The sequence below is a fragment of the Rhodococcus ruber genome (assembly GCF_016804345.1).
GTDB classification, from domain to species: domain Bacteria; phylum Actinomycetota; class Actinomycetes; order Mycobacteriales; family Mycobacteriaceae; genus Rhodococcus; species Rhodococcus ruber.
Genome location: NZ_CP044211.1, coordinates 2,623,401 through 2,644,838, shown reverse-complemented (window position 1 = coordinate 2,644,838; position 21,438 = coordinate 2,623,401). Strand labels below are relative to the sequence as shown.

The 21,438-nt window shown below is 71.5% G+C and carries 21 protein-coding genes; 9 read left to right on the top strand and 12 right to left on the bottom strand.

Translation table 11 applies throughout. From position 1 onward, the window contains the following. Nucleotides 1-63 precede the first annotated feature (63 nt). Together F1734_RS12395 and F1734_RS12390 are read left to right on the top strand one after the other, a co-directional pair. Nucleotides 64-744, top strand: coding sequence for an amino acid ABC transporter permease (locus F1734_RS12395; protein WP_203011742.1), 681 nt, complete (start codon nucleotides 64-66; stop codon nucleotides 742-744). Beyond that, nucleotides 741-1,670 carry an amino acid ABC transporter permease gene (locus F1734_RS12390; RefSeq protein ID WP_003935631.1) on the top strand — a complete coding sequence of 310 codons (930 nt, stop codon included), beginning with the start codon at nucleotides 741-743 and terminating at the stop codon, nucleotides 1,668-1,670. Before F1734_RS12395 ends, F1734_RS12390 begins: the two co-directional genes overlap by 4 nt. A 4-nt stretch (nucleotides 1,671-1,674) precedes the next feature. Here F1734_RS12390 and recX read toward each other — a convergent pair whose 3' ends face one another. From recX to F1734_RS12350, 8 genes are all read right to left on the bottom strand, one after another. After that, nucleotides 1,675-2,253, bottom strand: coding sequence for a recombination regulator RecX (gene recX / locus F1734_RS12385; RefSeq protein WP_003935632.1), 579 nt, complete (start codon nucleotides 2,251-2,253; stop codon nucleotides 1,675-1,677). Between the two features lie 8 nt (nucleotides 2,254-2,261). Continuing rightward, entirely contained in the window at nucleotides 2,262-3,302 is a 1,041-nt protein-coding gene (gene recA, locus F1734_RS12380) for a recombinase RecA (RefSeq protein WP_003935633.1), read from the bottom strand. Between the two features lie 180 nt (nucleotides 3,303-3,482). Beyond that, complete coding sequence (locus tag F1734_RS12375) at nucleotides 3,483-3,677, bottom strand: DUF3046 domain-containing protein (RefSeq protein WP_054373281.1); 195 nt, start codon at nucleotides 3,675-3,677, stop codon at nucleotides 3,483-3,485. 124 nt (nucleotides 3,678-3,801) lie between these two features. After that, nucleotides 3,802-4,956: a glycosyltransferase gene (locus F1734_RS12370; protein ID WP_040781729.1), complete on the bottom strand. Its 1,155-nt coding sequence runs from the start codon at nucleotides 4,954-4,956 to the stop codon at nucleotides 3,802-3,804. A gap of 129 nt (nucleotides 4,957-5,085) precedes the next feature. Further along, the gene (locus tag F1734_RS12365; RefSeq protein ID WP_203011741.1) at nucleotides 5,086-6,621 is read right to left on the bottom strand and encodes a serine/threonine-protein kinase; all 1,536 of its coding nucleotides are present in this window, start codon (nucleotides 6,619-6,621) and stop codon (nucleotides 5,086-5,088) included. Between the two features lie 235 nt (nucleotides 6,622-6,856). Next, entirely contained in the window at nucleotides 6,857-7,933 is a 1,077-nt protein-coding gene (locus F1734_RS12360; protein ID WP_203011739.1) for an alkene reductase, read from the bottom strand. Nucleotides 7,934-8,014: 81 nt separating this feature from the next. Continuing rightward, on the bottom strand, nucleotides 8,015-9,562 hold the full coding sequence (locus F1734_RS12355; RefSeq protein WP_203011737.1) for a glycerol-3-phosphate dehydrogenase/oxidase: 1,548 nt from the start codon (nucleotides 9,560-9,562) through the stop codon (nucleotides 8,015-8,017). Then, the gene (locus F1734_RS12350) at nucleotides 9,559-10,176 is read right to left on the bottom strand and encodes a TetR/AcrR family transcriptional regulator (RefSeq protein ID WP_003935639.1); all 618 of its coding nucleotides are present in this window, start codon (nucleotides 10,174-10,176) and stop codon (nucleotides 9,559-9,561) included. The genes F1734_RS12355 and F1734_RS12350 overlap by 4 nt, the downstream gene beginning before the upstream one ends. A gap of 20 nt (nucleotides 10,177-10,196) precedes the next feature. On the opposite strand from F1734_RS12350, the gene F1734_RS12345 reads away from it, so the two are divergent. Together F1734_RS12345 and F1734_RS12340 are read left to right on the top strand one after the other, a co-directional pair. Beyond that, nucleotides 10,197-11,819: an FAD-binding oxidoreductase gene (locus F1734_RS12345; protein WP_203011736.1), complete on the top strand. Its 1,623-nt coding sequence runs from the start codon at nucleotides 10,197-10,199 to the stop codon at nucleotides 11,817-11,819. Further along, entirely contained in the window at nucleotides 11,816-12,721 is a 906-nt protein-coding gene (locus F1734_RS12340; RefSeq protein ID WP_003935641.1) for a diacylglycerol kinase, read from the top strand. The genes F1734_RS12345 and F1734_RS12340 overlap by 4 nt, the downstream gene beginning before the upstream one ends. Here F1734_RS12340 and F1734_RS12335 read toward each other — a convergent pair. Further along, entirely contained in the window at nucleotides 12,703-13,416 is a 714-nt protein-coding gene (locus F1734_RS12335; RefSeq protein ID WP_119699719.1) for a PIG-L deacetylase family protein, read from the bottom strand. The two genes, F1734_RS12340 and F1734_RS12335, sit on opposite strands and share 19 nt — an antisense overlap. A 57-nt stretch (nucleotides 13,417-13,473) precedes the next feature. Here F1734_RS12335 and F1734_RS12330 point away from each other — a divergent pair, with 57 nt between their 5' ends. Together F1734_RS12330 and F1734_RS12325 are read left to right on the top strand one after the other, a co-directional pair. Further along, a complete protein-coding gene (locus F1734_RS12330; protein ID WP_203011735.1) occupies nucleotides 13,474-14,805 on the top strand; it encodes an alpha/beta hydrolase in 1,332 nt (443 codons plus the stop codon). Beyond that, the gene (locus tag F1734_RS12325; RefSeq protein WP_010592661.1) at nucleotides 14,802-17,288 is read left to right on the top strand and encodes a DUF2156 domain-containing protein; all 2,487 of its coding nucleotides are present in this window, start codon (nucleotides 14,802-14,804) and stop codon (nucleotides 17,286-17,288) included. Before F1734_RS12330 ends, F1734_RS12325 begins: the two co-directional genes overlap by 4 nt. A gap of 12 nt (nucleotides 17,289-17,300) precedes the next feature. Here F1734_RS12325 and F1734_RS12320 read toward each other — a convergent pair whose 3' ends face one another. After that, entirely contained in the window at nucleotides 17,301-17,474 is a 174-nt protein-coding gene (locus F1734_RS12320) for a hypothetical protein (RefSeq protein ID WP_003935645.1), read from the bottom strand. A 216-nt stretch (nucleotides 17,475-17,690) separates the two neighbouring features. Between F1734_RS12320 and F1734_RS12315 the strand changes: the two genes are divergently transcribed. The 3 genes from F1734_RS12315 to F1734_RS12305 are packed head-to-tail and all read left to right on the top strand — an operon-like array spanning nucleotide 17,691 to nucleotide 19,592. Next, nucleotides 17,691-18,287: a biotin transporter BioY gene (locus F1734_RS12315; protein WP_010592662.1), complete on the top strand. Its 597-nt coding sequence runs from the start codon at nucleotides 17,691-17,693 to the stop codon at nucleotides 18,285-18,287. A gap of 22 nt (nucleotides 18,288-18,309) precedes the next feature. Continuing rightward, entirely contained in the window at nucleotides 18,310-18,990 is a 681-nt protein-coding gene (locus F1734_RS12310; RefSeq protein ID WP_010592663.1) for an energy-coupling factor ABC transporter ATP-binding protein, read from the top strand. Next, nucleotides 18,987-19,592: an energy-coupling factor transporter transmembrane component T family protein gene (locus tag F1734_RS12305; RefSeq protein WP_010592664.1), complete on the top strand. Its 606-nt coding sequence runs from the start codon at nucleotides 18,987-18,989 to the stop codon at nucleotides 19,590-19,592. The genes F1734_RS12310 and F1734_RS12305 overlap by 4 nt, the downstream gene beginning before the upstream one ends. Nucleotides 19,593-19,606: 14 nt before the next feature. Here F1734_RS12305 and pspM read toward each other — a convergent pair whose 3' ends face one another. Both pspM and F1734_RS12295 read right to left on the bottom strand, forming a co-directional pair. Continuing rightward, nucleotides 19,607-20,416, bottom strand: coding sequence for a phage shock envelope stress response protein PspM (gene pspM, locus F1734_RS12300; protein WP_010592665.1), 810 nt, complete (start codon nucleotides 20,414-20,416; stop codon nucleotides 19,607-19,609). A gap of 40 nt (nucleotides 20,417-20,456) precedes the next feature. Beyond that, nucleotides 20,457-21,272 (bottom strand): PspA/IM30 family protein, encoded by an 816-nt coding sequence (locus F1734_RS12295; RefSeq protein WP_003935651.1) that lies wholly within the window; start codon nucleotides 21,270-21,272, stop codon nucleotides 20,457-20,459. Nucleotides 21,273-21,438 lie beyond the last annotated feature (166 nt).

Genomic DNA, 21,438 nt, shown 5'->3' with positions numbered 1-21,438 from the left:
GGCCCGTGCGACGACTCGTCGCGGGCCGGCCGGATCCCAGTCCCCGATCGGTGGAGTTGACCTGTGGATCTGTTGAGCAAGTACGGCGACGAGTTGATCGACGCCTTCTGGACCACCGTGCAGTTGACGGTGCTCTCGGCGATCGGCGCGCTGATCCTCGGAACGGTCCTCGCCGGGATGCGCGTGTCCCCCGTGCCGGTGGCGCGGGCGGTCGGCACCGTGTACGTGGGGATCTTCCGCAACACCCCCCTGACGCTGATCATCATCTTCTGTCTCTTCGGTTTGTCGCAGACGCTCGGCATCAGCCTGGCGCCGCAGTCGTCGCCGACCTTCCTGGTGGACAACAATTTCCGGCTCGCCGTGCTGGGATTGAGCGTGTACACCGCGGCGTTCGTCTGCGAGTCGCTGCGCTCGGGCATCAATACCGTGAACGTGGGGCAGGCCGAGGCGGGCCGTTCCCTCGGGTTGACCTTCGGCCAGAATCTGCGCCTGATCGTGTTGCCCCAGGCGTTTCGTGCGGTGATCGCCCCTCTCGGCAGCGTGCTGATCGCCTTGACCAAGAATTCGACGATCGCGTCCGTCATCGGCGTCTCGGAGGCCTCCCTGCTGATGAAGACCATGATCGAGAACGAGGCGCAGATCTTCCTCATCGGCGGTATCTTCGCCCTCGGCTTCGTGATCCTGACCCTGCCCACGGGCCTGCTGTTCGGCTGGCTGAGCACGCGATTCGAGGTGTCCCGGTGAGCACCGGCCGCGCAACCGTCCTCTACGACGCTCCCGGTCCCCGGGCGCGAACCCTCTACCACATCGCCTCGGCGGCGGTGGCCGTGCTGCTCGTCGCCGTCGGCTACTTCGTCTACCGGGCTCTCGACGAGAAGGGGCAGCTCACCAGCGAGAAGTGGGACCCGTTCCTCGAATCGAGTTCGTGGACCACGTACCTGATCCCCGGCATCCGCGGCACCCTCGTCGCCGCGGCGATATCGATCGTGCTCGCCCTGATCCTCGGGGCCGCACTGGGGATCGGCCGGCTCTCCGATCACCGGCCCGTGCGCGCGGTGTGCGGGTTCGTCGTCGAACTGTTCCGGGCCATCCCGGTGCTGATCCTGATGATCTTCGCCTACCAGCTGTTCGCCGAGTACCAGGTCTTCCAGTCGAAGTATCTGGCACTGGCTGCGGTGGTCACCGGTCTGACCCTCTACAACGGCTCGGTGATCGCCGAGATCGTGCGTGCCGGCATCCGGTCCCTGCCCCGCGGGCAGACCGAGGCCGCCGCGGCGCTGGGCATGCGCAAGAGCCAGATCATGCGTCTGATCCTGCTACCGCAGGCCGTCACCGCGATGCTGCCGGCGATCGTCTCGCAGATGGTGGTGGCCCTGAAGGACTCCGCACTCGGTTATCTCATCGGCTACGTCGAAGTCGTGCGGTCCGGTCAGCAGCTCGGCGCGTTCTTCGGCAACTACCTGCCGTCGCTGCTCGTGGTGGCCGCGATCATGATCGTGCTCAACGGCGCGTTGACGGTCCTCGCGACCCGGCTCGAGCGTCGCCTGCGGACCGGGCGCAAGAACCGGGCCGCCATGCCGGAGGCCGACGAGAACGCGCCCGACAACGTCCTGTCCGGCATGACCGTGCCCGGGGTGGACATCACCGGCGAGCACGACAAGCGCCGGTAACGCGTCAGTCGGTGGCGAACTCGCCGGGCCCGGGATCGTGCCCGGCGAGTTCGTTGCGCACCACCTCGAAGGCCAGGCCCTGCGGGTACCCCCGGCGGGCGAGCATGCCGACCAGCCGTCGCACTACCCTGTCCCGCTCCGCGGCGATCTCGCGCCGGTCGCCCTCCGTGGGCAGCGGAGGTTGGGTGCGCAGCTTCTTGCGCACCAGTTCGGTGGCGCGGGCGCGTTCGTCGTCGCCGTCGATCTGCTCGAGCGCCTCCGCGGCCTCGAACTGCCCGATTCCCTTGCGGCGCAGTTCCAGGGCCAGGGCGCGTTTGCCCTTCCCGGCGTACAGGTGGCGGGAGCGCACCCACTGCTGGGCGAACTCGGCGTCGTCGACGAGACCGACCTCCGTCAACCGGTCGAGGGTCCGCTCGGCGACGTCCGCGGCGAAACCCTTCTGTTCGAGTTTCGCGGCGAGTTCGGCGCGGCTGCGAGCCCGGTCGGTCAGCAGACGGAGGCACAGGTCTTTGGCCTGTGCCTCCGTTCCGCCACCGGGCCGGTCGCCGCCGCGCCGGTCACCGCGACGGGAGTCGCCGTCCAATGCCCGACTCAGAAGTCGGCGGGCTCGTCGGCGGGCTCGGCGGTGACGTCCGCCCCGATACCGAGCTTCTCCTTGATCTTCTTCTCGATCTCGTCCCGGATGTCGGTGTTCTCCAGCAGGAACTTGCGGGCGTTCTCCTTGCCCTGACCGAGCTGGTCGCCCTCGTAGGTGTACCAGGAGCCGGACTTGCGGATGAAGCCCTGCTCGACACCCATGTCGATGAGCGAGCCCTCCTTGCTGATGCCCTGGCCGTAGAGGATGTCGAACTCGGCCTGCTTGAAGGGCGGCGACACCTTGTTCTTGACGACCTTGACGCGGGTGCGGTTGCCCACCGCGTCGGAGCCGTCCTTGAGGGTCTCGATGCGCCGCACGTCCAGTCGCACCGAGGCGTAGAACTTCAGAGCCTTACCGCCGGTGGTCGTTTCGGGCGAGCCGAACATGACGCCGATCTTCTCGCGCAGCTGGTTGATGAAGATCGCGGTGGTGCCGGAGTTGTTGAGCGCGCCGGTCATCTTGCGCAGCGCCTGGCTCATCAACCGGGCCTGCAGGCCGACGTGGCTGTCGCCCATCTCGCCCTCGATCTCGGCGCGCGGCACCAGCGCCGCCACCGAGTCGACCACAATGATGTCGAGTGCGCCGGAACGGATCAGCATGTCCGCGATCTCGAGTGCCTGCTCACCGGTATCCGGCTGCGACACGAGCAGGGCGTCGGTGTCGACGCCGAGCTTGCGGGCGTACTCCGGATCGAGAGCGTGCTCGGCGTCGATGAAGGCGGCGATGCCGCCGGCGGCCTGGGCGTTGGCGACTGCGTGCAGCGCGACCGTCGTCTTACCCGAGGATTCCGGGCCGTAGATCTCGACGACCCGTCCGCGCGGGAGGCCACCGATGCCGAGCGCGACGTCGAGTGCGATCGAGCCGGTCGGGATCACGGCGATGGGCTGGCGGGACTCCTCCCCCAGGCGCATCACCGAGCCCTTGCCGAAGCTCTTGTCGATCTGCGCGAGCGCCAGTTCGAGCGCCTTGTCGCGATCGTGTGCCTGTGGTGCCATCGTGGTCCCCTTTTCGAGTCTCGTCTTACTTGCCGATGACGTTAGAGTCCGGCACCGACAAGTTCGCCGTCCCGACCGGCGAGCGGCCGGATCTGTGGATGAATCGGACGCCTGTGGACTACTTCTCCACCACCCGCGCCCCAGCATAGGCGAACAATTGTTCGAACGGAACGGTGCGGTTCACCGCCGCGCGGGCGGGACGTCGAATTCGTCGCACAGGGCCCGCCACACCTCGCGAGGTTCCTGCCCGGCCTCGATGGCCTCGGCCGCGGTACACCCGCCGAGGGAGAGCAGTACGTGGTCACGGAGCAGGGCATCGCCACGCATCTGCCCGAACTCGTTGCGGACACACTCGTGGAATTCGGTCAATCGCACCTGTGCCACGGTAGTCGCTTCCGGCACCTGCCCCGGCCCCGGCGCAGCGCCCCCGGCCCCGGCCCCTGTCGCCGCGCCGATGTCCCCGCGCCCATGTCACCGCGCCCATGTCACCGCGCCCATGTCACCGCGCCGACCGCACGACGCCGCGGCAGACCTTCACCGGGTCCTCGACCTGCGCTGCCGTCGCGGCGGCCAGGCGCGCCGCCCGGGCGAAGCGCGGCTCGGCCAGCACGGTGTCCACGGCCGCCCGCAGCGCGCCGGGGTCGAGCGGCCGCACGACGACCGCGCTGCCCTGCCGGGCGGCCCGATTGGCCAGTTCCCACTGGTCGCCGCCGCCCGGCACCACCACCGCGGGCACCCCGGCACCCAGCGCCTTGGCGAGCATCCCGTGCCCGCCGCCGCACACCACCACGTCGGCCTGCTCGAGCAGTAGATCCTGCCGGCCGTGCCCCGCCACGACCCCGTCCGGCCAGGTCCGCTCGGGCGGCTCGAGCATCGCGACGACGATCCGAATCCCGGAGCCGCCGAGACCCGTACACACGGCGTCGAGCAGGCCGGGCACCCCGGTGGCCGCGGTGGACGGCGCCACCATCACCAGAGGTCCGTCACCGGAGGGCGGCTCCAGGACCTCGCGGGTGGGTTCCCACAACAGCGGACCCACGACGTGCGCCTGCACGGGCCAGTCCGGTCGCGGCACCTCGAGGGCCGGCAGGGTGGCGACGAGCCGGGCTGCCGGCCCCGGGTCCCGCGCGGCCAGGCCGATCCCGACGCGGGCCTGCGCCCGTTCGCGCTCCCCCTGCCGGATCGAGCGGGCGGTCGCCGCCCGCAGCACAGCGTCCCGCGCCCGGCCGCGCAGGCCGGTGCCGGGGGCGAGACCGCTGCCGACGGGCGGCAACCCCCGCGAGGGCAGATACAGCGGATGGGGCGACAACTCCACCCAGGGGATGCCGAGACGTTCCGCGGCCATGCCGCCGCCGGCGGTGAGGACGTCGGAGACGACGAGGTCGGGTAGCAGGGCGCTGAGCCCGGGCAGCATCTCCGACGCGATGTGCGCGGCGCGGGCATGGATGCGGGCACCGGCATCGGCGTCGTCGTCCTCCGGACGCGGCGCCAGGCCGGCGAGCGGCGCGAGGGTCACGCCGTCGAGGTCCAGGCCCAGCCACCGCTCGCCGGTGAACAGGACCGGGTCGTCGCCCGCCTCGGCCAGCCGCAAGCTCAGGGCTATCGCGGGGATCGCATGCCCGGCGTCCGGCCCGGCAACCACTGCCACTCGCATCGATTCAGACTGCCACACCGGGTTCTCGCACTCTGCGAGCGGCGAAGGGTCGGCCCGGGCGACCGAGGGCGTCACCGGCGGCGGGGGCGCCCTCGGGCGCCGGGCCGATCCCGTCGTCCCGGGCGGCCGTCAGGGATACGCCGACCAGAACTGGAGCACCTGTTCGCGGGTGGTGACCGTTCCGTTCTCGATGATCAGCAGTTCGTTCCGGTCGAACGTGTACCGCACGGGTCCCGAGACGACCGTGAATCCGGTGGCATCCGGGACGGCATCGGCCAGCTCGATGTCGGCGCCGTCGCTGAGCCGTAGACCCTTGTAGTACAGGTCGTCGAACCCGTTGCGGCACACCAGCACCCGCGACTCCGAGGTGCGCGCCACCGCGACCGCCTCGTCGGCAGCGTTGCAGCGCGGCCCGATGTCGTCGTCGAAGCCCCGGATACCTGCCTGCGCGACGGGGATGCGGTCCGGCCGGCTCTGCGGCACGGCGGTGGTCGTCGGTGCGAGGGCGGAGGTCGTGAGGTCGGTGATCTCCGCCGTGGCGGGAGCGGACGCGGAAGGAGGCGTGGCCGGCCCGGGAGTGGCGGCCTGTCCGGTGGCCGAGACGCCGGCCCGTACGTCCGCGTCCGGCGAGCCGTCGCGGGCGAGCAGAATCCCGGTCAGTGCCCCGGCCAGCGCGACAGCCGCCACCACGCCCAGCAGCACGAACAACGGCCGCCGGGAACGCGCCGTCGGAGGTTCGGACGCGGCAGTGGGCCCGGGATGCAGCGAGGCGGGGGTCGATGCGGCGGCGACCGTCCGCGTCGGCTCGGTGACCGGCTCGTCGAGAGCGGCGCGCGCGGCGGCGGCCAGCGCGCCGCACGTGGGGAAGCGGTCCTCGGGTCGCTTGGCCATCGCACGGGCAATCACCGCGTCGAGCGCGGGTGGCAGCTCCGGCCTCGCCACGGTGGGACGCGGCGGGGGCAAGTGCAGATGTGCGTGAACCAGATGCGCCGCCTCGGTTCCCGGGAAGGGGGGCCGGGTCGTGAGCAGCTGATAGAGCGTGCAGCCCAGGGCGTAGACGTCGGTGCGAGGGCCGGGCGGCCGTCCCTCGATCTGTTCCGGGGAGGCGTACTGCAGGCTGGCGACGAGGATGCCGGTCTCGGTGACCGCCGTGCTGCCGAGACCCTTGGCGATCCCGAAGTCCGCGAGCAGGACGCGCTCCGGTTCACTGCCACTACTCGGGGCGAGCAGGATGTTCGCGGGCTTGACGTCGCGGTGCAGCACACCGTGCGCGTGCGCGTGATCGAGTGCCCGAGCGGTCTCGGACACGATGTGCACGGCGCGCGCCGGACGCATCGGACCCTCTCGCAGCGCACCCACCGCATCGGTGCCGTCCACGTACTGCATCGCAATCCACAACTGGTCGCCGACGTTGCCGCGGTCGTACACGGTGACGATGTTGGGATGCTCGAGCCGCGCCACGTGGTCGGCCTCCCGGAGGAACCGGCTGCGGTTGCCGGGGTTCGCGGTCGCCGACAGGTCGAGCAGCTTCAGTGCGACGAAACGCGGCAGATTGGGATGCCGCGCCAGGTAGACGCTGCCCATCCCCCCGGTCGCGAGGCGGCGTTCGATGCGGTACCCGGCGAACACGGAACCGGGCTGCAATTCTCCCACGGTGTCGTCCACTCCCGAGTCCGTCGCGGGCGCCCGCCCGACTGCCGCCTCAGACTATCGCGCACCGACGTAGGCCCCGCAGCCGAATGCTCCGAATCGGATCGAGGCGCGAGCCGACGTCGTCCGAGGCGCGGGAGGATCGCACGCACCCCGGCGCCGGAGGCCTGGTCGGCGGCAGGTGACCACGAGGCGCGCGGCCACCCGGCCGGCTCTGCCCGGCTGCCGGAGCCGGGCAGAGCCGCGGTGTTCAGCCCGCGTGCAGGAAGGGGTAGTCGGTGTAGCCCTCGGCGCCCGACGAGTAGAACAACGCCGGCTGCGGCTGGTTCTCCGGGTGCTCCCCCGCCCAGCGCTCGACCAGGTCCGGGTTGGCGAGGACCGCCCGGCCCACGGCCACGGCGTCGGCATGGGCGGCCTCGATCAGCTCCACCGCTTCGTCCCGGGTGGTCGGCGAGCCGAAGCCGCTGTTGCCGATCAGCTTGCCGCCGAACCGCCGGCGCAGCTCCTGCACCAGCTCGCCGGCCGGATCCTTGTGCAGCACGGAGAGGTATGCCAGGCCCAGTGGACGGAGCCGGTCGAGGAGGGCGCCGTAGGTGGCGAGGACGTCGTCGCGATCGGTCTCGTAGGCATCCTGGATGTTGTGCTCGGGCGAGATCCGCAGTCCGACCCGGCCGGGGCCGATGGCCGACGCCACCGCCGTGACCACCTCGACGACGAAGCGAGCCCGGTTCTCCGGAGAGCCGCCGTACTCGTCCGTGCGCTGATTGGCGGCGGGCGATAGGAACTCGTGCAGCAGGTAGCCGTTGGCGCTGTGGATCTCCACGCCGTCCAGCCCGGCCTCGATCGCCCGGCGCGCCGCGGCGACGAACTCCTCGACGATCCCCCGCGCTTCGTCGGCGCTCAGCGCGTGCGGTACCGGATACGGCTGCTTGCCCTTCTCGGTGTGCCCCACGCCGTCGATCGCGATCGCGCTCGGAGCGACGACCCGCCGGCCGCCGTTCACGTCGGGGTGGGTCACACGTCCGCCGTGCATCACCTGCATCACGATGCGGCCGCCGCGGGCGTGCACCGCCTCGGCCACCCTTCGCCAACCGGCCACCTGCGCGGCGGTGACGATTCCCGGCTGGCCGACGAAGGCCTGCGACTCGTGGTTCAGGTAGGTGCCTTCGGTGATGATCAGCCCGACACTCGCCCGCTGCCGGTAGTGCTCGACCACCAGGTCGCCGGGAACACCGGACGGTCCGGACCGCAGCCGGGTCAGCGGGGCCATGACGACCCGGTTGGCGAGCTCGAGATCTCCGAGAGTGACGGGTGTGAACAAGTCCATGGCAGGGGCAACGGGCGCGGGCACACCTGCGATTCCCGATCGGCGGGAGTGCGGCGGGCGTCACACCGGTCGCCGCCGGGGTCAGTCCGGTACGTCGCTCAGCACGTCACCGGCGGCGGGGAGCGCCCGGGCCCGGTCACCGGGTACGAGTCCGATCCGGGTGCGGCGGTCGAGGAGGTCGTCGACATCGAGGGCGCCCTCGTGGGTGACCGCGAACTCGAGTTCCGCACGGCTGACGTCGAGTCCGGGGGCGATCGGTTCGAGTGCATGCGGGCCCACGGCGAGCCGCGCAGCTTCGGTGCCGTAGCGCCGCACCAGGTTCGGCGGGGCCGCGACGGTGCGCAGCACGCCGGGCGGGGCCGCGCCGACGAGGGCGAGCCGGGTGGTGCGGCACGGCCCGGCACGCAGCCCGGCCGTCTCGACGGCCGCGTCGACGGCGTCCTGCGCCATCCGCCGGTAGGTGGTGAGCTTGCCCCCGACGATGCCGATCGGACCGGCTTCGGACCGCACGACTGCGTGCCGGCGTGACAGGTCCGCGGTGGCATCCCCGGTCTCGGTGCCCGGTGCAGACGAGTCGAGCAGCGGCCGCAGTCCCGCGAAGGTCCCGAGGACGTCGTTGCGGGTCAGGGGCGTGGCGAGGGCCGTGTTGGCGGTGTCGAGGAGGAAATCGATCTCGCTGTCGGTGGCCTGCGGGACGTCCGGCAGCGGACCGGGCGCCGCCTCGTCTGTCAGACCCAGGTAGATCCGGCCCGACTGCGCGGGCAGCGCGAAGACGAATCGGTTGGTGGCGCCGGGAATCGGCACGGTGAGCGCGGCGGTCGGGTTGCCGAGGGCGGCGGCGTCGAGGACGAGGTGCGTGCCGCGGCTGGGTCGCAGCCGGATCGAAGGATCCACCTGTCCGGCCCACACGCCGGCCGCATTGATCACGGCAGCGGCCGTCACCCGCATCTCGGTGCCGGTGAGCGTGTCACGCAGGACGGCACCGCCGGCGGTGACCGAATGCGCGTCGACGCGGGTGAGGATGCGGGCACCGTGCGAGGCGGCGGTGCGGGCGAGAGCGACGACGAGCCGGGCGTCGTCGACGAGCTGGCCGTCGTAGGCGAGCAGTCCCCCGCGCAACCCGTCGCGCCGGACGGCGGGCACCAGGTCGGCGACGCGTCCCGCGCCGATGCGACGCGAGCGCGGCAGCACCGCGGACGACGTGTGCGCGGAGACGCGCAGGGCGTCGCCGGCGAGGAACCCGGTGCGCACGAGTGCAGCCTCGCCGCGGCCCACCGACGGCAGCAGCGGTACCAGCTGCGGCATCGCCCGCACCAGGTGCGGCGCCGTATGGGTCATCAGGATGCCCCGCTCGACGGCGCTCTCGCGGGCGATGCCGATGTTCCCGGTGGCGAGGTAGCGCAGTCCGCCGTGGACGAGCTTCGAGCTCCACCGGCTCGTGCCGAAGGCGAGATCGTGACGTTCGACGAGGACGACGCTCAGGCCGCGTGCCGCCGCGTCGAGGGCGGCGCCCGTGCCGGTGACCCCACCGCCGACGACGAGCACGTCGACGGAGGGGTGGGCGGCGAGGTCGTCGAGTTCCCGCCGTCTGCGGGCGGCGTCGAGGGCGCTGGAGGCAGGTCCGGTCACGGTCGATCCTCTCCGGCAGGGGCCAGGTAGGTGTCCACGGCGTGCGCCAGCTCGGTCAGCAGCGCCTCCCGGTCGACCACCTCGGCGATCATTCCGGCGGACTGTACGACCGACTGGGCGGTGAGCAGTACGAACGCGGCGAGCGTACGGGCGTCCCCGGCGCGGACGGTGCCGTCGCGCTGACCGCGGGTGAGCGCACCGGTCAGCACCTCGAGCACCGCGTGCTGGCTGGTGCCGAGCCGATCCACGATGTACGTCATGAGCAGGTCCGGATCCGACCGCAGGATCTTCTCGAACAGCGGGTGCGTGCCGATCTCGTCGACGGCCGTCACGACGGCCCGCACGATCCGCGGGCGGACGGGTCCCTCGCCGCCGAGATCCGGCAGGACGGCGCGGATTTCCCGGGTGAGCAGGTCCGCGACCAAGGTACGGGTGTCGGGCCAGCGGCGATAGACCGTGGGGCGGCTGACACCGGCGCGGCGCGCCACCTCGGCGAGGGTGGTGCGCCGCAGCCCGAAGTCGAGCAGGCAGGAGCGGGTGGCGTCGAGGATCTGATTCTCGACGGTCGTCGCCGGCGCGCCCGACGACCGGAATTCCTCGTTACGGATAGACATTATGTGTAACACTGTAACGCATGACTGCGAGCTTCACACCCCGACATCCGTCCGCTGCCACCGAGATGGAGTGGGACGCGTGGGGTATGGCGGATCGCCGGAAGGAACTCGGCGAAGGCGTCCGCGCCCTGCTGCAACAGGCCCTCGGCGTGGACACCCGCCGGACCCCGTCCCTGCCCGAAACCGCGGTGCGGCTCCTCCCCTCCCGGCTGGACACCCGGCACCGCCACAGCCTCGAACGCATCGTCGGTCCCGGGCAGGTCGCCGACGACGACGCGGCCCGGCTCCGCCACGCCGGCGGCAAGAGCACCCTCGACCTGCTGCGACGACAGGACCCCGGTCCGCAGGAAGCCCCCGACGCGGTGGTGCGCCCCGGCAGCCACGACGAGGTACTCGCCGTACTCGACTACTGCGCCGGCGAGGCGATCGCCGTCGTTCCGTTCGGCGGCGGCACCAGCGTCGTCGGCGGACTGGACCCGGTGCGCGGCGGATTCGACACCGTCGTCGCAGTGGACCTGCGACGAATGAACGCGCTCACCGATCTCGATCCGGTCTCCGGTCTGGCGACGCTGCAGGCCGGCGCGACCGGACCACAGGCCGAGGAACTGCTCGGCGCCCACGGCTTCTCGCTCGGGCACTTCCCGCAGAGTTTCCGCCACGCGACCGTCGGCGGATTCGCCGTGACCCGGTCCTCCGGCCAGGCGTCTGCGGGCTACGGCCGATTCGACGACATGGTCGAGCATCTCGTCGTCGCCACGCCGAGCGGTACCGTGCGGGCAGGCCGCGCCCCGGCCTCGGCCGCCGGGCCGGACCTGCGGCAGTTGTTCCTCGGCTCCGAGGGACTGTTCGGCATCGTCACCGAGGTCGGCGTGCGCATCCACCCGATCCCCACCGCGGTCGCCCGTCGCGCCTGGTCCTTCCCGGACTTCGCCACGGGTGCAGACGCGTTGCGCACCCTGGTGCAGACCGGCGCCGTCCCCACCGTGCTGCGTCTGTCGGACGAGTCCGAGACCGCGGTCAACCTCGCGATGCACGAACACATCGGTTCGACCGCCCCTACCGGCTGCCTGGCCGTGACCACCGTCGAGGGCACCGCCGACCACGTGCGGGCCCGCGCCGCCGAGATCGATGCGCTGCTTGCAGCCACCGGCGGCACCGACCTCGGCGAGGAACCGGCCCGGACCTGGGAGCACGGCAGATTCGACGCACCGCACCTGCGCGACGCGCTGCTGCGGGCGGGGGCACTCGCCGAGACCCTCGAAACCGCCACCACCTGGAGCAATCTGGGGCGGTTGCGGACCGCGGTGACCGACGCGCTCACCGCTTCACTGCAGGACCAGGGCACCCCACCGCTAGTGCTGTGTCACATCTCGCACACCTACCCCACCGGAGCATCCCTGTACTTCACCGTCGTGTGCGCACAGGCGGACGATCCCCTCACGCAGTGGTCGGCAGCCAAGCGTGCCGCGACGGACGCGATCGTGACGGCCGGCGGAACGGTCACCCACCATCACGCCGTGGGCCGGGACCACCGGCCCTGGATGGCAGAGGAGATCGGCACACTCGGCACCGGCCTGCTGCGTGCGGTCAAGGACGCAATCGACCCCCGAGGCATCCTCAACCCTGGAAAGCTGCTGCCGTGATCGAATCCGTCACCGTCCTGACGAATCCGGCCGCGGGTCCGCGTACCGCGCGCGCGACGAGGGCTGCCACGGCCCGGTTGCGCGAACGGGGCCTGCACGTCACCGAGATCGCGGGCGACACCCCGGATCACTCGCTCGAACTGGTACGGCACACCGTGGCCGCCGATACCGGGGCACTCGTCGCGGTCGGCGGGGACGGGCTCGTCTGGCTCGCTTGGCAGGCACTCGCGCAGACCGGCATACCGCTCGGCATCGTCCCGGCCGGAACCGGCAACGATCTGGCCCGCGTCCTGCATCTGCCGTCGGATCCGGTGGCCGCGGCCGACGTGGTCGCCGACGGGTCCACGCGGACGATCGATCTCGGCCGGGTCCGGGCCGCCGGCCGGCCGGACTACTGGTTCGGCACCGTGCTCGCCAGCGGCTTCGACTCACTGGTCACTGACCGCGCCAACCGGATGCGGCGGCCGCGCGGCCGGCTGCGCTACAACGTCGCGATGGTCGCGGAACTGGCACATCTGCGCTTGCTCCCGTACCGCATCACGCTGGACGACGACGACCTCGAGGTGGCGGCGACGATGGTGGCCGTGGGCAACGCCTCGACCTACGGGGGCGGCATGCGCATCGCCCCGGACGCACGTCTCGACGACGGCCTCCTCGACATCGTGATCGTGACCTCGGCCAACAGGACCCGCCTGCTGCGCCTGTTCCCGACCGTCTATCGCGGCACCCATGTCGAGCTGGACGAGGTGACCGTACGCCGCACCCGGCGAGTCCGGCTCGAATGTCCCGGCATCTCCGCCTACGCGGACGGCGAGCCGCTCGGCCCGCTGCCCGTCGACGTGGAGGCCGTACCCGGAGCCGGAGTCGTCCTCGTGCCCGGTGCTCAGCCCCCGAACGTGTAGAGCTCGAAACCGGCGGCCTGGTCGAAGCCGGGCAGCGCCGCGGTGGCCGACTCCACCTGCGCCCGGGCCTGGTCGATCACCGGGTCGGCCGCGAGCGCCTCGAGGTAGCGGCGATGCTCGGCGAGGGACGCGACGCCGGCCTCGACCGTGTCGGTGACGTCCACCGCGTGAGTCGGAGACGTCGTGTTCACCGCGACCCACCGCACCCCGGGCCACGGCGGCAGCCCCTGCTCGGCCAGCTCCGGGAAGATCCATTCGTTCGCCGCGTCGGCGACCGCGTCGAGCACGCTCAGTCCCAGGGCCCGATGGTCGGCACTGTTGAGGACACCGGGAAACCACGTGAGCCCGAAGTGGCCGGTCACCACCATCTCGGGACGGTGCCGCCGGATCGCCGCCGCAAGATCGCGACGCAGGTCCGGCCCGGCCACCAGGCGGCCGTCCGGGTGCCCGAGGAACTCCACCACCTCGACTCCGACGACGCGAGCCGACGCCCGCTCCTCCTGCTCACGCAGCGGCCCGCACTCGGCCGGCGGCAGACCCGCGATGCCGGCCTCACCGCTGGTCGCCAGCACGTACCGCACGTCCTTGCCCTGGCGGGTCCACCGCGCCACCGCCGAGGCCGCACCGTACTCGATGTCGTCCGGGTGCGCGGCGATCACGAGCGCACGCTGCCAGTCCTCGGGTACCGGTTCCATTCCTCTACTATCGCCGATCCCGGTGCGCCGGTGGGAGCCTCGCGCATACTGGATGTCGTGTCGTGGTCCGGACTCGTCGAAGCAGCGCTCGACGTGCATCTGACCACGACGGCTGCCGCCGTGGTGTTTGTCGTCCTCGCCGTCGGCGGTTTCACCGCGCTCGTCGCACGCCGTAGCCGCCGATGGCTCGTCGTGTGGGTTCCCGTGGCCGTCGTGTCCACGGTTGTGCTCGTGCTCGCGGCGGCCGTGCTCGTCGAGCAGGTGTGGCGACCGTTTCCGGACCGACTGCCGCGCTCGGTGTACGTGTGGTCCGGCCTGGCCGTCCTGGCAATCGCGCTCGGCGCCGGCCGCTGGGTCGTCCGGCACCGGGACCGGCGACCGCTGGCCGCGGCCGGTCTCGTCGTGGCCGTCGTAGCGGTGGTGGTGGTCGCCGCGGGGCAGGTCAACGCGGTGTACGACGCCTACCCGACGGTGCGTGCGGCTCTGGGTCTGAGCAACTACCGCACGGTGCCGCTCGCCGAGGCCTTGGGCTCGGCGGCGGCGACGATCGACCGGCGACCTCTGTCGGAGAACTGGACACCGCGCGGCGACCTGCCGGAAACCGGGGCGGTGACGACCGCACGGATACCGGGCGCTGTCTCCGGATTCCGTGCGCGGGACGCACGAATCTACCTCCCCCCGGCGTACTTCGCCGACCCGCGACCCGAACTGCCCGTGCTGGTGCTGCTGGCCGGCCAGCCCGGTGGCACCGAAGACTGGCTCGTCGGCGGACGGTTGACGCAGATCATGGATGCCTACGCGGCGGAGCACGACGGCCTCGCACCCGTCGTCGTGCTGGCCGACGGAACCGGCGGGCAGTTCGACAACCCGCTGTGCGTCGACTCGCATCTCGGCAACGTCGCGACGTACCTGACCGTCGATGTGCCGGCCTGGGTGCGCAGGCAACTGCAGGTCGACCCGGATCCGTCCGGATGGGCGATCGGCGGCTTCTCCTACGGCGGGACGTGCGCCCTGCAACTGGCGACCACCCGGCCCGACGTCTACCCGACCTTCCTCGACCTGTCGGGGCAGGCGGAACCCACCATCGGAGACCGGGACCGCACCGTCCGGGAGGTATTCGGCGGCGACGCGGCCGCCTTCGCGCGCAACAACCCGGCCGAGTTGCTGACGCGTAACCGGTACCCCGGATCGGCGGGTGTCTTCGTCGTCGGTCTCGACGACCGCGAATATCGCTCCGGGCTGGAGCAGCTGACGACAGCGGCCGCGGCCGCCGGAATGGACGTCCACCTGACGGAGCTTCCCGGCGCACACAGCTTCGCGGTGTGGTCCGCCGGATTGGAGAAGGAGTTGCCGTGGCTCAGCCGACGACTCGGCCTCGTCGCTCGATGACGGCGCGTGCCGGTGGGGTGCTGCGCCGGGCTCCGGTGTCCCTGACCCTGCTCGCGGTGTTCTGGGTGGCCGGACTCGTCACTGGTTCGGTGCTGCACGGCCCGTCGCGCGAGTTGGCCCTCCAGATCTCGCTGGGTACCGGCAGCATCGGCGAAGGCCGCGTATGGGTGCTGTGGACCTCCGGGCTGTTCGCCTCCGGTCTCGGCGAGTACATTCTGGCGACTGCGGCGATCCTTGCGGTGGCCGTGCCCGTCGAGAACCGGATCGGTGCCGGCAGGTTCGCGGTGGCCGCCGTGGTCTCGCAGGGCGCAGGTGCCACGCTCGCGCTCGTCGTGGCGCTGCTCGCGTCCTCCGTACCGAACTCGTGGGGATTCGAACTGCACGGTCACCTGATCGAGGACCCACTGCCGTGGATCCTGGGCGCCCTGCTCGCGGCCACCGCGGGGATGGGCACTCTGTGGCGTCGCCGTATTCGCACACTGGTGCTGGTGTTCCTCGTCACGACCGCGCTGTTCGCCGGCCACCTGCAGGACGTCACGCGCCTCTGCGCGGCGCTGACGGGGTTTTTCCTCGGTCCGGTGCTGTTCGGGCGGGCCGCCCGCGGTCCGGCACTCGGCGGCACGGTGCGGGAGCGCCGCACCCTGGTGGCGCTCGTCGTGGCGGCGAGCGTCCTCGGGCCCGTCCTCGCGGCGTTCTCGCCACACGCCATCGGCCCGCTGTCCGCGCTGCGCGAGCTGTTCGACCAGGTCCCCTATACCGCACGGGAGCTGGTCGACGTCTGCGCGGACCCGGCTCTGCGTGACGAGTGCCGCAAGGGGCAGCAGGCGCTGCGCTTGTCGGGCATCGGGCCCCTGGTGATGAACCTCATGCCGTCGGCGGTGCTACTGGTCGGGGCGGAGGGTCTGCGTCGCGGGCGCCGCGTCGCCTGGCTCCTGTCGGTATGGGGACACGTCGCACTGATCGCCGTGGCCGCAGTGAGCGTGATCGTGCAGATCACCGAGCAGGACGAGACCCGCTCACTGCTGTACGGCGCGCGCCGCAGCAGCTCGGTCTCCATGGAACTCGCACCGCTGCTCGCCCTTGTCGCGGTGCTCGTGCTGCTGCTGGCGACCCGGCGGTTGTTCGGCGTGCAGGCACCGCGCGGCACCTATCCCCGCGTGTGGCTGGGCACCGGGGCCGCCGCAGGCGTCGCCCTCGTCACCTATGTGGCGCTGGGAACGCTGCTCTCCGACGACTTCGACCGCGATCCGGGCATCGGCACGCTGCTGCGCGACGCGCCGCGACGGCTCGTGCCGCCTGTGTACCTGCAGTTGTTCGAACCCCCCGTACTGCCGCTGACGTCACCCGCCACACTGCTGTTCGAGTGGGTCGGAGTGCTCGTGTGGGTCACATTCTGCATGCTGATGCTCCGCAGCTTCGTGGTCCCCGCCGTCGGGCACGATCCCCGCGACGAGCTTCGCGTCCGTGCGCTGCTGCACCGCCCGGGGGGTAGTTCCCTGTCCTGGATGACCACGTGGAGCGGCAACCGGTACTGGTTCACCGCCGACGGCCGGCACGCCGTCGCCTACCGGGTGCACTCGGGTGTCGCGCTGACCACCGGTGACCCCGTGGGCAATCCGGCCGACCTCGAGCGGGCGGTCGACGAGTTCGCCACGTACTGTCTCGGCAACGGCTGGACCCCGTGCTTCTACTCGGTCGGGGAGGACACCGCCGCAATCGGCCGGGGTCACGGCTGGAGCTGCCTGCGGGTAGCCGAGGAGACGGTCGTGGCATTACCCGGCCTCGCCTTCAAGGGCAAAAAGTTCCAGGACGTGCGCACCGCCCTCAACCGCGCCGTCAAGGACGGAGTGCAGGCACGGTGGACGACGTTCGCCGAGGCTCCGCTGGCGGTGACGGAACAGATCGTGGCGATCTCCGAGGAGTGGGTCGCCGACAAGGGCCTCCCCGAGATGGGCTTCACCCTCGGCGGCCTCGAAGAACTGCGCGACCCGGAGGTGCGACTGCTCCTGGCGATCGACGCGGACGACCGCGTGCACGCGGTGACGTCGTGGCTGCCGGTCTACCGGGACGGCGCCCTGATCGGTCTGACGCTGGACTTCATGCGCCGCCGCTCGGAGGGATTCCGTCCCGCAATGGAATTTCTCATCGCCTCCGCCGCGATGTCCGCGCAGGAGGAGGGTCTCGAGTTCCTCAGCTTGTCGGGCGCGCCGCTCGCCGGAACCGACCCGGCGGCCGACGCACTCGACCGCGGCGCACTCGACGCGCTGCTCGATCTGCTGGGCCGCACCCTCGAGCCGGTCTACGGATTCCGGTCCCTACTCGCCTTCAAAACGAAGTTCCAGCCGCAGCACCGGCCCATGTACATGGTCTTCCCCGACGCCGCAGCACTGCCCACGATCGGACTCGCCGTCGGGCATGCGTATCTGCCCGACGTGTCGCTCGGGCAGGGACGCCGGCTGGTCGCGCAGTTGCTGCGCCGATGAGCCGGCGTGACCTCACACCCGGGTGATGTGATCGTCCTTGCTGCCGCTCACGGCCTTGTACACCATGTAGCCGCCGAAGATCAGCGCACTCACCACGAGAATTCCGAACAGGTGCTCCGCGAGCGCCCCGATCACCACGAGAGCGATCCACACCAGCGCCACCACACCCACGATCTTCCAGAACATCGTCCACTCCTTGCCTCGTTGCCGTCGAGGTCGATCCTGACACTCCCCGCACCGAAAAACACCAGGTCAACGCAGAGATCAGGGAAAGATGGGTGGTTACCCGGAGACCGGAGCCGCACTGCTGGGGGCCCGGCCCGGAGCGGGGTGGTGACAGGGAGCACGCCGCGGCGACATACCCTCGACAGGTTCGGTCCCCTCGTCAGAAGGCTGAGAATCGTGTCCTCGACCCGCAGCACGCCCGCCCGCGACCTGGCACAGATCGCCGTGTTCGCCGCCCTGATCATCGCCCTGGGCCTGCCCGGACAGATCACCGTGGGCTCGTCGGGCGTGCCGATCACGCTGCAGACGCTGGGCGTCATGCTTGCCGGCGCCCTGCTCGGCGTCCGCAGGGGCGTGCTGTCGGTGGCGACGGTGATCGTGCTGGGCCTGGCGCTGCCGGTGCTCGCGGGGGGACGCACCACGCTCACGGCGCTGGCCGGGCCCACGGTCGGCTTCCTGCTCGGCTGGCTGCCCGCCGTGGCGGTGATCGGCTGGCTCTCGGCGCGCATGCTGCCCCGCTACCGGGTGCTGCCGGGCATCGCCGTCAACGTGCTCGGCGGCATCGTCGTGCTCTACGCGTTCGGGATCGCCGGCATGCTCGCGCGCACCGATCTCACGCTGTGGGCGGCCCTGAGCGCGAACGCCACCTTCCTGCCCGGTGACCTGCTCAAGGCCGTCGTGGCGGCGGTCGTCGCCGCGCAGGTGCACCGCGCCTACCCCGCCCTGTCGAGTCCGAGCGCACCGGCGCGCCCGGCCGCCGATCCCGCGCACTGAACGTCGCGCCGGACACGACCGCATGAGCGAGATCCGCTTCCGGCAGGTGGGGCACGCCTACGGGGAGCGCACCGTCCTCGACGGCATCGACGTGACCCTCACCGAACGCCGCGTCGGGATCGTCGGTGCCAACGGCAGCGGCAAGTCCACCCTGGCGCGGATGATCAACGGACTGGTGGTCCCGACCTCCGGCACCGTCACGGTGGACGGCCTCGACACCGCCCGCAAGGCCCGCGAGGTGCGCCGGCGCGTGGGATTCGTGTTCACCGATCCCGATCATCAGATCGTGATGCCCACTGTCGCGGAGGACGTCGCCTTCTCCCTGCGCCGCAGCGGACTCGGCAAGGACGAGCGCGCGGAACGGGTACGGCGGGTGCTCGCCGACTTCGGGCTGGCCGGGCACCACGACCACCCGAGTCACCTGCTCTCCGGTGGGCAGAAGCAACTCCTCGCCCTCGCGGCGATCATGGTCACCGAGCCGCACGTACTGGTGGCGGACGAGCCGACGACGCTGCTGGACCTGCGCAACGCCCGGCTGATCGCCCGGACCTTCGCCGCCCTCGAGCAGCAACTGGTCGTGGTCACCCACCATCTGGATCTACTGGCGGGCTTCGATCGGGTGCTCGTCGTCGACGGCGGCCGCGTCGTCGCCGACGATGCGCCGGGCCCGGCGATCGACTTCTACCGCAAGCTGGTCTCGTGAGCACCCTGGGGCTGTACCACCGCGCGTCGTCGCCGGTGCACCGGGCACCGGCGGGACCGAAGCTGCTCGTCACGGCCGCGCTCATCGTGGCGCTCACGGTGTGGATGCGGCAACCGTGGCAGGTGCCGGCCGCCTCGGCACTCGTGCTCGGGCTCTACCTGCTGGCCCGGATCCCGCCCCGTCCCGCGCTGCGACAGCTTCGGCCGCTGCTGTGGATGCTCGTGGTGATCGCGGCGTTCCAGGTGCTGCTCGCCGGCTGGGAACGGGCGGTGGTGGTGTGCGGCCAGCTGCTGGTCGCGGTGGCCCTGGCCGCGCTGGTCACGCTGACGACCCGGGTGAGCGACATGCTCGACGCGATCGTGACGGGACTTCGTCCGCTCCGCCGGGTCGGCGTCGACCCGGAGCGGGTGGGTCTCGTCCTGGTGATGACCGTCCGGGCGGTCCCGATGCTCGGAGCGATCGTCGCGCAGGTCACCGAGGCGCGGAAAGCCCGCGGCCTCGGCTTCTCGCTGCGGGCCCTGGCGGTGCCCGTCGTGGTGGGGGCGCTGCTGACCGCCGAGGCGATGGGTGAGGCCCTCGTGGCCCGCGGCCTGGACGACTAGTCGCCGGCGCGCCGTCAGTTCCGGTAGCGGCTCTCGATCTGCTGGATCTCCCGCCACGACTGGGCCCAGCCCTCGAGTCGATCCGACGCCGAGATCAGCTCGGCGCGCTGACGGTCGAGCAGATCCATCGAACGGGTCCCGTCCGGGGCCGCCGCGAGCCGGGCCGCGGCGGCGACGAGTTCCTCGAACTGGTCGACGCCCGTGTCGAGCCGCTTCCCGGCGGCCGCGACGGCCGGACCGAGGTGGGCTTGGGCGGCGGCGCTGTCGCGGGCCGCGGCTTCGAGTGCGACCACGTCGACCGCGACTGCTTCGAGGGCGCCGGCGGCGTCTCGGGCGGCCGACGCGATCTCCTCCAGATCGTCGGCGGCGACGGTGCGGGACCGGGCCAGCACCGTCAGCAGCTGGGCGAGACTCTGTTCGTCGCTGGCGAGCCGGGCCATCGGGGACCGCGCGACGGAACCCGACGGCGGCAGGGCCCGGCGGGCGGGCGCCGGCGGCGGCAGCGCCACGGCGTCGAGACGCCGGAAGGTACGGAACGCGAGTGCGGCGGGCACGACGAGCGCGGCCGTCGTGCCGCCGGTGGCGACGACGGTCCAGTCGGGAGCCGACGCTGCCACCAGGGTCGCGGTGCCGACCCCACCCATTCCGGAGGCAGTGCCGAAGATGCGGGCACGGCGACGCGCGCGACGCTTCTTGCGCCGCAGCCGGGCCGCGGGGTCGTTCCAGCGGCGCGCCGCCTCGACCACGTTGCCGGTCATGTCCCGGAGCGCGGCCGCGGCCGGACCGGGAAACTGTCCGGTCCGGCCGCGTGCGGGAATGTTCATGACGATGTCGCGTTTCTGCAGTCGGTGATCGACGCCGGCGCTACTGAGAGCCGGCGCTACCCGCCGCCGAGGGCGGTTCCTTGGTCGGGTTGACCGCGGGGGTCGCGGGCGCCGCGGCGCCGGGCAGCGCCTCGCCCTTCATGGAGGCGCGGATCTGCTCGAGACGGCTGTGGCCGGCCATCTGGACGGTGGCCTGCTGGACCTCGAGCATCCGGCCGTGCACCGAGTTCTGGGCGAGCTCGGCCGACCCGAGCGCGGTGGCGTAGCGACGCTCGATCTTCTCGCGGACCGCGTCCAGGCTCGGCGTGGTGCCCGGCGCGGCGAGCGTCGAGTCCATCGAGCGCAGGGACTCGCTCACGCGCTCCTGCATCTTGGCCTGCTCGAGCTGGCTGAGCAGCTTGGTGCGCTCGGCCACCTTCTGCTGCAGCGCCATCGCGTTCTGCTCGACGGCCTTCTTCGCCTGTGCCGCAGCCTGCAGCGACTGGTCGTGCAGGACCTTCAGATCCTCGACGGACTGCTCGGCGGTGACCAGCTGGGCAGCGAAGGCCTCTGCGGCGTTCGTGTACTGGATGGCCTTCTCGGTGTCGCCGGCCGCGTTGGCCTGGTCGGCCATGAGCACGGCCTGCCGCGCGCTCGCGTTCAGCTTCTCGACCTCGTCCAGCTGCCGGTTGAGCTTCATCTCCAGCTGACGCTGGTTGCCGATGACGGACGCGGCCTGCTGGGACAGCGCCTGGTGCTGACGCTGCGCATCCTCGATCGCCTGCTGAATCTGGACCTTCGGATCGGCCTTCTCATCGATCTTGGAGTTGAACAGTGCCATCAGGTACTTCCAACCCTTGACGAACGGATTAGCCATGGGTGTGATCCTGCCTCCATCTGGTACGCCGCGGCGAACGCGACCCGATGCACGGCCCTCGCGCACCGTTTCCGGACGGTCCCGGGAGCCCCGCATACCCGGCCGTCGTGTGTCCCGAGCCACCCCCCGGTGGTGACCCGGAGTGTGTCGCTTTCGTCCGCGTCCG